The sequence below is a fragment of the Streptomyces sp. NPDC056128 genome (assembly GCF_042263835.1).
Taxonomy (GTDB): Bacteria; Actinomycetota; Actinomycetes; order Streptomycetales; family Streptomycetaceae; genus Streptomyces.
Map to the genome: position 1 here is coordinate 1 of NZ_JBHJVQ010000027.1, position 9,472 is coordinate 9,472.

Annotated in this window: 8 protein-coding genes; 2 read left to right on the forward strand and 6 right to left on the reverse strand. The window is 72.6% G+C overall.

The window, feature by feature from the left end; genetic code table 11:
* The 6 genes from pdxT to pgsA form a co-directional block, all read right to left on the reverse strand.
* The coding region (gene pdxT / locus ACFC1X_RS32025) for a pyridoxal 5'-phosphate synthase glutaminase subunit PdxT (RefSeq protein ID WP_376360450.1) at positions 1–567 on the reverse strand (567 nt) is incomplete at its 3' end.
* Positions 568–580: 13 nt separating this feature from the next.
* Positions 581–1,492: a pyridoxal 5'-phosphate synthase lyase subunit PdxS gene (gene pdxS / locus ACFC1X_RS32030; RefSeq protein ID WP_087810331.1), complete on the reverse strand. Its 912-nt coding sequence runs from the start codon at positions 1,490–1,492 to the stop codon at positions 581–583.
* A 136-nt stretch (positions 1,493–1,628) separates the two neighbouring features.
* The gene (locus ACFC1X_RS32035; protein WP_376360453.1) at positions 1,629–2,171 is read right to left on the reverse strand and encodes a hypothetical protein; all 543 of its coding nucleotides are present in this window, start codon (positions 2,169–2,171) and stop codon (positions 1,629–1,631) included.
* A 31-nt stretch (positions 2,172–2,202) separates the two neighbouring features.
* A complete protein-coding gene (locus ACFC1X_RS32040; protein WP_376360456.1) occupies positions 2,203–3,366 on the reverse strand; it encodes a glycosyltransferase family 4 protein in 1,164 nt (387 codons plus the stop codon).
* Positions 3,363–4,295 (reverse strand): phosphatidylinositol mannoside acyltransferase, encoded by a 933-nt coding sequence (locus ACFC1X_RS32045; RefSeq protein WP_376360459.1) that lies wholly within the window; start codon positions 4,293–4,295, stop codon positions 3,363–3,365. The genes ACFC1X_RS32040 and ACFC1X_RS32045 overlap by 4 nt, the downstream gene beginning before the upstream one ends.
* Positions 4,292–4,963: a phosphatidylinositol phosphate synthase gene (gene pgsA / locus ACFC1X_RS32050; RefSeq protein WP_376360462.1), complete on the reverse strand. Its 672-nt coding sequence runs from the start codon at positions 4,961–4,963 to the stop codon at positions 4,292–4,294. The genes ACFC1X_RS32045 and pgsA overlap by 4 nt, the downstream gene beginning before the upstream one ends.
* Positions 4,964–5,226: 263 nt before the next feature.
* On the opposite strand from pgsA, the gene ACFC1X_RS32055 reads away from it, so the two are divergent.
* Together ACFC1X_RS32055 and ACFC1X_RS32060 are read left to right on the forward strand one after the other, a co-directional pair.
* Positions 5,227–7,428 (forward strand): elongation factor G-like protein EF-G2, encoded by a 2,202-nt coding sequence (locus tag ACFC1X_RS32055; protein WP_376360465.1) that lies wholly within the window; start codon positions 5,227–5,229, stop codon positions 7,426–7,428.
* A gap of 222 nt (positions 7,429–7,650) precedes the next feature.
* A complete protein-coding gene (locus ACFC1X_RS32060; protein ID WP_376360468.1) occupies positions 7,651–9,312 on the forward strand; it encodes a hypothetical protein in 1,662 nt (553 codons plus the stop codon).
* Positions 9,313–9,472: the final 160 nt, after the last annotated feature.

Below are 9,472 nucleotides of genomic sequence, written 5' to 3' on the forward strand. Positions count from 1 at the left end.
GAAGAGGCGGTGCACTCGGTGGTCGCCGGTCAGCTCCGGGTGGAAGGACGTCGCCAGCGCGTTGCCCTGGCGGACGGCGACGATGTGGCCCTCGTGCTCGGCGAGCACCCCGGCCGTGGCGCCGACGGACTCCACCCAGGGGGCGCGGATGAAGACGCCCTCGACGGGGTCGCCCGGCACGCCCTTGAGGTCGACGGCCGCCTCGAAGGACTCGTTCTGGCGGCCGAAGGCGTTGCGGCGCACGATCATGTCGATGCCGCCGACCGTCTCCTGCCCGGAGCGCGGGTCGAGGATCTTGTCGGCCAGCATGATCATGCCGGCGCAGGTGCCGTAGACGGGCAGACCGTCCCGCACGCACACGCGGAGGGGCTCCATCACTCCGAAGAGGACGGCCAGCTTCGAGATGGTGGTGGACTCGCCGCCCGGGATGACCAGGCCGTCCACCTCGGTGAGCTCCTCGGGGCGCCTCACCGGCCTGGCCACGGCGTCGGCCGCGGCCAGGGCCACGAGGTGCTCCCGTACGTCGCCCTGGAGGGCCAGAACGCCGATGACGGGGGTGTCGGTCATGTGATCAGGTGCCTTACCAGCCGCGGTTGGCGTAGCGCTCGGTCTCGGGGAGGGTGTCGCAGTTGATGCCGACCATGGCCTCGCCGAGGTTGCGGGACGCGTCCGCGATGATCTTCGGGTCGTCGTAGAAGGTGGTCGCCTTCACGATGGCGGCGGCGCGCTTGGCCGGGTCGCCGGACTTGAAGATGCCGGAGCCGACGAAGACGCCCTCGGCGCCGAGCTGGCGCATCAGCGCGGCGTCGGCCGGAGTGGCGACGCCGCCCGCGGAGAAGAGCACCACGGGGAGCCGGCCCAGCTCGGAGACCTCCTTGACCAGCTCGTAGGGGGCGCGCAGGTCCTTGGCGGCGGCGTACAGCTCGTTGTTGTCGTAGCCGCGCAGGCGGGCGATCTCGTTCTTGATCTGGCGCAGGTGACGGACGGCCTCGACGACGTTGCCGGTGCCGGCCTCGCCCTTGGAGCGGATCATCGCGGCGCCCTCGGCGATGCGGCGCAGGGCCTCGCCGAGGTTGGTGGCGCCGCAGACGAACGGGGTGGTGAAGGCGAACTTGTCGCTGTGGTTGACCTCGTCGGCCGGGGTGAGGACCTCGGACTCGTCGATGTAGTCGACGCCGAGGGACTGCAGGACCTGGGCCTCGACGAAGTGGCCGATGCGGGACTTCGCCATCACGGGGATGGAGACCGCGCCGATGATGCCCTCGATCATGTCCGGGTCGGACATCCGGGCCACGCCGCCGTCCTTGCGGATGTCGGCCGGGACCCGCTCCAGGGCCATGACCGCGACGGCGCCCGCGTCCTCGGCGATCTTCGCCTGCTCCGGCGTGACGACGTCCATGATCACGCCGCCCTTGAGCTGCTCGGCCATGCCGCGCTTCACGCGCGCGGTGCCGGTCTCGGGGGCCTGGTTTTCGGAGAGCGTGCTGGACACGGGTACCTCGCTGAGGGGAAGGGGGCTTTTGCAGCAACGAGGAAACGCGAGGGGACCAGGCCACAGCAAGGGCCAATGGGAAGCCGGTGGATCGTTTTGGCGCGGGCGGCGGAGGAAGCGGGGAAGCGGCGACGGCTCAGGCGGCCCGGTCCACCAGGGCCGCCGGCGGCTCGTCGTCCATCTCGAAGGCCAGCGGGAAGGGGGCGTGGCCCGCGAGGCGGAACCAGCGGACCTTGCGGTGCTCCCGCAGCCGGCGGGCCGCGCCCACCGCGTCGTTGTGGAAGCGCCGGGCCATCGGGACCCGCCGTACGGCCTCGGCCAGCTCGTGGGCCGCCTCCTCTCCCCCGGGCGCCTCGCGCAACACGTCGACCTGCGGCGGATCGGCGAAGACGGCCCGCAGAGCCTGGCTCAGCTCGCTCTCGGCCACCTCCCGCAGCTCCTCCTCGGCCTGCCGGGCGGCGTGCGTGGCCTCGTACAGCACCATGGAGGCGGCCGGGTCGAGCACGCCCGAGGTGGCGAGTTCCTGGGCGACGGAGGCTCTGCGCAGCAACTGCGCGTCGAGGGCGGCGCGGGCGGCGTCGATCCGGGCGTGCAGCCGGTCCAGCCGTCCCGCCGTCCAGCTGAGATACAGGCCGACGGCGACGAGGACGACCAGGATCCAGATCAGGGTTGCGGTCACGGGCCGCAACCCTATCGGTGGGGCCGGCCGGTCAGTCCCGGGCCAGCCCGAAGCGTGCCCGGAGCCCGGTCGCCCGGTCGTCCGTCGCCACCGCCGCGGCGCCCGCCGTCACCGTCTCGTAGACGGAGAGGATGTCCGCGCCGACCGTGGACCAGTCGAAGCGCCGTACGTGGGCGCTGCCCCGCTCCCGCAGCACGGCGCGGCGCTCCGGGTCGGCGAGCAGCCGCACCGCGGCGTCGGCCAGCGCGTCGGCGTCCTCGTTGGGGAACAGCTCGCCCGCCGCGCCCCGGTCGAGGACCTGGGCGAAAGCGTCCAGGTCGGAGGCGAGGACGGGGGCGCCGGCCGACATGGCCTCGACGAGGATGATGCCGAAGCTCTCGCCGCCGGTGTTGGGCGCCACGTACAGGTCGACGCTGCGCAGGAAGCGGGCCTTGTCCTCGTCGCTGACCATGCCGAGGAACTCCACCCGGGAGCGCAGTTCCTTCGGCAGGCTCTCCACGGCCTCCTCCTCGTCGCCGCGCCCCGCGACCAGCAGCCGGGTCTGCGGACGGGCGGCGAGGATCTTCGGCAGGGCCCGCATCAGCACCGGCAGCCCCTTGCGGGGTTCGTCGATGCGCCCCATGAAGCCGATCGTGTCCCCCTGCCACTCGGACTTGGGCTCGGCGCCGGCGAAGAAGTCGACGTCGACGCCGTTGGGGATGACGACGGCGTCCCCGCCCAGGTGCTCGACGAGGGTGCGGCGGGCGTACTCGCTCACCGCGATCCGGGCGCTGATCTTCTCCAGGGCGGCCTGGAGGATCGAGTACGCGGCGATCATCGCGCGGGAGCGCGGGTTGGACGTGTGGAAGGTGGCCACGATCGGGCCCTGCGCCGCCCAGCAGGTGAGCAGGCCCAGCGAGGGCGAGGTCGGCTCGTGGATGTGGATGACGTCGAAGGCGCCGTCGTGCAGCCAGCGCCGCACCCGGGCGGCCGAGAGGAAGCCGAAGTTCAGCCGGGCCACCGAGCCGTTGTACGGCACCGGCACGGCGCGGCCGGCGGAGACGACGTACGGGGGCAGCGGCGTGTCGTCGTCCGCGGGGGCGAGGACGGACACCTCGTGGCCCAGGCGGACGAAGTACTCGGCCAGGTCCCGGATGTGGAACTGGACGCCGCCGGGCACGTCCCAGGAGTACGGGCAGACGATGCCGATCCTCACGAGGCGCCCTGTCCGTCGGCCGCCGCGGGTGCCTTGGCGGGATCGAGGTCCTTCAGCCACAAGCGCTGGAGCATGTGCCAGTCCTCCGGGTGGTCGGCGATCCCCGTGGCGAAGGCGTCGGCCAGCGCCTGTGTCATGACAGACGTCTTCTCGGCCCGGGTGCCTGACTCCGGGACCGCGACCGGCGGGTGCACCCGGCCGCGCATTATCGGTGAGTCGTCGTACCAGAGCGTCACCGGCAGCAGCCGCGCGCCGGTCTGCTGGGCGAGCAGGGCGGGTCCGGCGGGCATGCGGGCCGTCTCGCCGAAGAAGTCGACCTCGACGCCGGAGGCGGACAGGTCGCGGTCGGCGACCAGGCAGACCAGGCCGCCGTCGCGCAGCCGCCTGGCCAGGGTGCCGAACGCCGTGCCGCCGCTGTGCGGGAGCACCTCCATGCCGAGGGACTCGCGGTAGGCGACGAAGCGGTCGTACAGGGTCTCCGGCTTGAGCCGCTCGGCGACCGTGGTGAAGGGGATGCCCAGTTTCGTGGTGACCCAGGCGCCCGCGAGGTCCCAGTTGGCCAGGTGCGGCAGGGCGAGGATCACGCCCTTTCCGGCGTCCATGCCGTCGGTGAGGTGGTGCAGGTCCTGGGCGGTGAAGCCGTTCCTGATCCGCTCGGCGCTCCACGCGGGGAGCCGGAAGGACTCCATCCAGTAGCGCAGGTACGAGCGCATGCCCGCGCGCGAGAGGGCGGCGAGGCGTTCCGGGCTCGCGCCCGGGACCACGCGCGCGTAGTTGCTCTCCAGGCGCCGCACGCCCGTGCCGCGCTGCTTCCAGGCCACGTCCGCGATGGTCCGGCCGAGCCGGGCGGCGACCGGCTCCGGGAGCCTCTTCACGGTGCTCCAGCCGGCGCCGTACAGGCCGTCGGCCAGCCGGTCCCGAGCGCTCACTTGGCCGCCTCGGTGCCCTGGCTCTCCTGCGCGGCGGCGGCGTCGGCCTCGGCGGCCTCCCGGCGGACCGTGACGACGCGCTGGATGAGCGTGACGAGGCTGCCGACGGCGACGATCCACAGGGCGATCGGCAGGAGGTACTGGATGCCCGGGACACCGAACTTGTGCAGGCCCGCGAATCCGGCCGCGACCAGGGAGACGACGAGCCGCTCGGCCCGCTCGACCAGGCCGTTGACGGCGACCGGCAGGCCGATCGACTCGCCGCGCGCCTTGGTGTACGACACCACCTGGCCGCTGGCCAGGCAGAAGATCGACACCGCGCACAGGATGTTGTCGTCGCCGGCGCCCGCGTACCAGAGGGCGAACCCGCCGAAGATCGCGCCGTCGGCGACCCGGTCCAGGGTGGAGTCCAGGAACGCGCCCCAACGGCTGGAGCGGCCGAGCTGGCGGGCCATGTTGCCGTCGACGAGGTCCGAGAAGACGAAGAGCGTGATCACCACCGTGCCCCAGAAGAACTCACCCATGGGGTAGAAGACCAGCGCACCCGCGACCACTCCGGCGGTGCCGAGGAGCGTGACCGTGTCCGGGCTGACGCCCCGGCGGATGAGAAACGCGGCGAACGGTGTGAGGACACGCGTGAAGAATGCACGCGCGTACTTGTTCAGCATGGCCTTCCCGACGGTCGGTGTGGCCGCGGCCCCTGCTGGCCACCGGCTGGCCCATCGTAGTCACGCGCGCGCGTGGGCGGGGGCCGGGCACCCGGACCCCCCGTCCCGGCGGCCGGTGGGCGGGTGGGATCGGGTCCTTCGTATGGACGCGGCGTGAAGGGAGTGGAAAGCTCGAAGGACCGCGGGCGTCGCCGGAGCCGCCAGTGCACGCGGTCCCGCGTGTCCGCGCCCACAGGGACCTCACCGTGCACGGGAGGCAGAACATGGGCGACAAGGCACACCACACCCATCCCGGAGCCGCCGGAAGGGCAACGGCGGCCGACCATCCCGCATCCGTACGGAATGTGGTGCTGGTCGGCCACTCCGGATCGGGCAAGACGACTCTGGTGGAGGCTCTCGCGCTGACCGCGGGAGCGGTGAACCGGGCGGGCCGCGTGGAGGACGGCGGCTGCGTCTCGGACTACGACGAGATGGAGCACCGGCAGCAGCGCTCCGTACAGCTCTCCCTGGTGCCGGTCGAATGGGACGGCATCAAGATCAACCTCTTGGACACTCCCGGGTACGCCGACTTCGTCGGTGAGCTGAGGGCCGGTCTGCGCGCGGCGGACGCGGCCCTCTTCGTCGTCTCGGCCTCCGACGGGGTGGACGGCTCGACCCGCATGGTGTGGGAGGAGTGCGCCGCCGTCGGCATGCCGCGCGCCATCGTGATCACGCACCTGGAGGCCGCCCGCGCGGACTTTGAGGAGATGACGCGGATCTGCGCGGAAGCCTTCGGCGGGGACGATCCGGACGCCGTGCTGCCGCTGTACCTGCCGCTGCGCGGGGCTCCGGCGCCCGACGGGCACGCGCCCGTGACCGGGCTCATCGGCCTGCTCTCGCGGAAGCTGTTCGACTACGCGTCGGGCGAGCGCGAGGCGTCCGAGCCGGGCGAGGCGGAGCTGCCGGTGATCGACGAGGCCCGCTCCATGCTGATCGAGGGGATCATCTCGGAGAGCGAGGACGAGACCCTCATGGAGCGCTATCTCGGCGGTGAGCAGGTCGACGTCAAGACGCTCATCGAGGACCTGGAGCGGGCCGTCGCGCGCGGCGTGTTCTTCCCGGTGCTGGCCGCGGCTCCTGCGGCCGAGGGCGCCCGGCAGGGACTGGGCACGGTCGAGCTGCTGGAGCTGATCACCCGTGGCTTTCCGACCCCGCTGGAGCGGGAGGCACCCCGGGTGACCACGCCCGAGGGCGCCGGGCGCGAGCTGCGGATGTGCGATCCCGGCGAGTCGCTGGTCGCGGAGGTCGTCAAGACGTCGTCCGACCCCTACGTCGGCCGGATCTCGATGGTCCGGGTGTTCTCCGGCACCCTGCGCGCCGACCAGACGGTGCACGTCTCCGGGCACGGGCTGGCCGACCGCGGCCACGAGGACCACGACGTCGACGAGCGCATCGGCGCCCTGTCGACGCCGTTCGGCAAGCAGCAGCGGCCGGTCTCGCACGTGATCGCGGGCGACCTGGCGTGCGTGGCCAAGCTGACCCGCGCGGAGACCGGGGACACGCTCTCGGCCAAGGAGGACCCGCTGCTGATGGCTCCCTGGCAGATGCCCGACCCGCTGCTGCCGCTCGCCATCCAGGCGCACAGCAAGCCCGACGAGGACAAGCTGTCCCAGGGGCTCGCGCGGCTGGTCGCCGAGGATCCGACGATGCGCCTGGAGCACAACCAGGACACGCACCAGGTGGTCCTGTGGTGCCTGGGCGAGGCGCACGCCGACGTGGCCCTGGAGCGGCTGCGCAGCCGCTACGGCGTCCAGGTCGACGTCGTACCCCACCGGGTGTCCCTGCGGGAGACGTTCGGGGACCGTGCGGGCGGGCGCGGGCGGCACGTGAAGCAGTCCGGCGGGCACGGGCAGTACGCCATCTGCGAGATCGAGGTGGAGCCGCTGCCGAACGGCTCGGGCGTCGAGTTCGTGGACAAGGTGGTCGGCGGCGCCGTGCCCCGGCAGTTCATCCCGTCCGTCGAGAAGGGCGTGCGCGCGCAGGCCGCCAAGGGCGTCGCGGCGGGCCATCCGCTGATCGACGTGCGGGTCACGCTGCTGGACGGCAAGGCGCACTCGGTGGACTCCTCCGACGCCGCCTTCCAGACGGCCGGCGCGCTGGCGCTGCGGGAGGCCGCGGCGCAGGCCAGGATCCACCTGCTGGAGCCGGTGGCCGAGGTGAGCGTCCTGGTCGGCGACGACTACGTGGGCACGGTGATGAGCGACCTGTCGGGGCGGCGCGGCAAGGTGCTCGGCACCGAGCAGACCAGCGGCGGCCGGACCCTGATCCGGGCCGAGGTACCCGAGATCGAGATCGGCCGTTACGCGGTCGACCTGCGCTCCCTCTCGCACGGCACCGCGCGCTTCGACCGCCGTTACGCGCGCCACGAACCGATGCCGCAGCAGGTCGCCGACCGGCTGCCCGAGGAGGTGCGCGCGGCGTCGTAGCGGCGCCCGGCCGTCCGGCGCGGGAACGCCCGCGCCGGCGGCGCTCCGCCCCGCGCGCGACGGCGCGCCCGGCGGCTCGACCCGCGCGCGTGGGGGCGCCTTCCGGCGTCCGGTGACGCGTGCCGCCGGCTGCGGATACGCTGATGACCAGATCAACAGGTGTGCGGGGCAGGGAAGTCGGGAAGGCCGCAGGAGCGACAGTGGTGGCGATCGGGGGCGGGAATGGCCGTTGACGGCGGTTACGCGGACTTCTTCGGACCGCAGGTGCCGCGCACGGACGACGGTGGCCAGACGGCCACCTTCGCGCTGGCGTCGGCCGCCTACCGGGACAGCGAGTTGGCGGACATCAAGAAGGCCGACAACGAGTGGCACCAGACGACCCTCAACGCGGGCCGTTCCTGGGCCACGATCTTCCGGCCCAACCTCGGCGAGGCCTTCTCCCGCGCGGTGGCCGACCGCATGCTGGGCAGCGGCCGCAAGCCGCTCATCCAGTCCTTCGGGGCGGAGCCGCAGGTGGTCGTCGAGCACTGTCTGGCGGCCAACGGCATCCGCAGGGCACGCGACGCCCGGCTGTCCACGGTCATCCTGCTGTGCGGCGTGCTCTTCCTGCCCGGGATGCTGATCTGGCTGCTGGGCTTCCAGATCCGCACCACCGTCGCCAAGTCGGAGAACAAGCAGGCCGGCGCGCTGGGCACCGCGGTGCTGCTCGCGATCGCCGCGCTGGCCGTGCTGTTCCTCGTGAAGATGCCCTTCACCGGTTTCTGGGCCTGGTACGCCCGCGCGGCGGTCGTTCTGCCGGTCGTGGGCTGGTTCTGGGCCAAGCGGATCTGCGAGGGCACCGCCCGGGACCTCCGGGAGCGCTGGGACGGGCTCCTGTCGGGCAGCGGCGTGGGCGCCAAGGTGCCCGAGGCGGTCCCCAGCAACCCGAACGAGACCTCGGCCGAGCAGCTGCGCCAGTCCCTCGCCAAGCTCGGCGCCGAGCAGCAGTCCAACTCCGTGTTCTACGCCGGTCCCAAGGGCATACTCGGCATGGGCACGCGCTGGGGCAGCTGGCAGCTCGCCGAGGACCTGGCACCGGCCGACCCGACGCGTGAGATCCACCCCTTCCGCAGCTGGGACGTCGTGAAGTCCATCCACGACCAGCTGCGCATGCTGGAACGCGGTCCGCTGAACACCGGCGGTTTCACCAAGCCGTCCATACGGCACTGGGTCGTCACGCCGATCGGGGAGAACGCGAAGGCGGTGTCCCGGCCGGAGGGCACGGACGTCGAGGCGTACCAGGTCAAGACGCACGCGATACAGGAGATCTGCAACAAGCAGCAGTTCGGTGCCGGTGACCGGCACTACCTGGGTGTGCAGTGGACGCTGTGGGACGGCCAGTTGGTCATCACCATGCTGATCACGGTGACCGTGCTGCACGAGACGCTGCGCATCGAGGTCACCGGCCATGCGCTGGGTCCGGTGAACCCGCTGTTCACCGGCAAGCCCGAGGCGCCCTCCAAGGAGGTCGCCAAGTCGTTCAAGCCGTGGGAGACGCGCAAGGTGATGCTCCCGCTGGTCACCGCGGGCGAGGTGGTCCGGCTCGCCGTCCGCGCGCCGCTCACCTGGTATCCGCCGCTGCTGAACTGGCTCGGCGGCACGATCGGGCTGCCGGAGCCGTTCGGGCTGCGGCACGCGTGGGCGGATCAGCCGTGGCGGCACCGCTTCATGGCCGACGACGCGTTGCGGGCGGCGGCGCCGGTGCTGCGGGTGGTGCACGCGGCGTCGATCAAGGTGCTGGACGAGAACGGCGTGGACACGGAGAAGTTCGGTTCCCGGTCGGCGTTCCTCAGCACGGCGGTCCAGGATCCGACGCCGGGGAAGGCGGACCTCTACAACGCGTAGGCCTCCGGCGGTCGGCGGGGGTGCAGGCGCGCTCCCGTGGCGGTCGCGGGGGGGGGGGGGGGGGCGGCCGCCGGCGGCCCCGCCGCCGGCCGGCGGCGGCGGCGCGGCGCGCGGGGGGGCGGGGGCGCAGCCACAGCCACCAAGGGGGGAGCGACGCGAA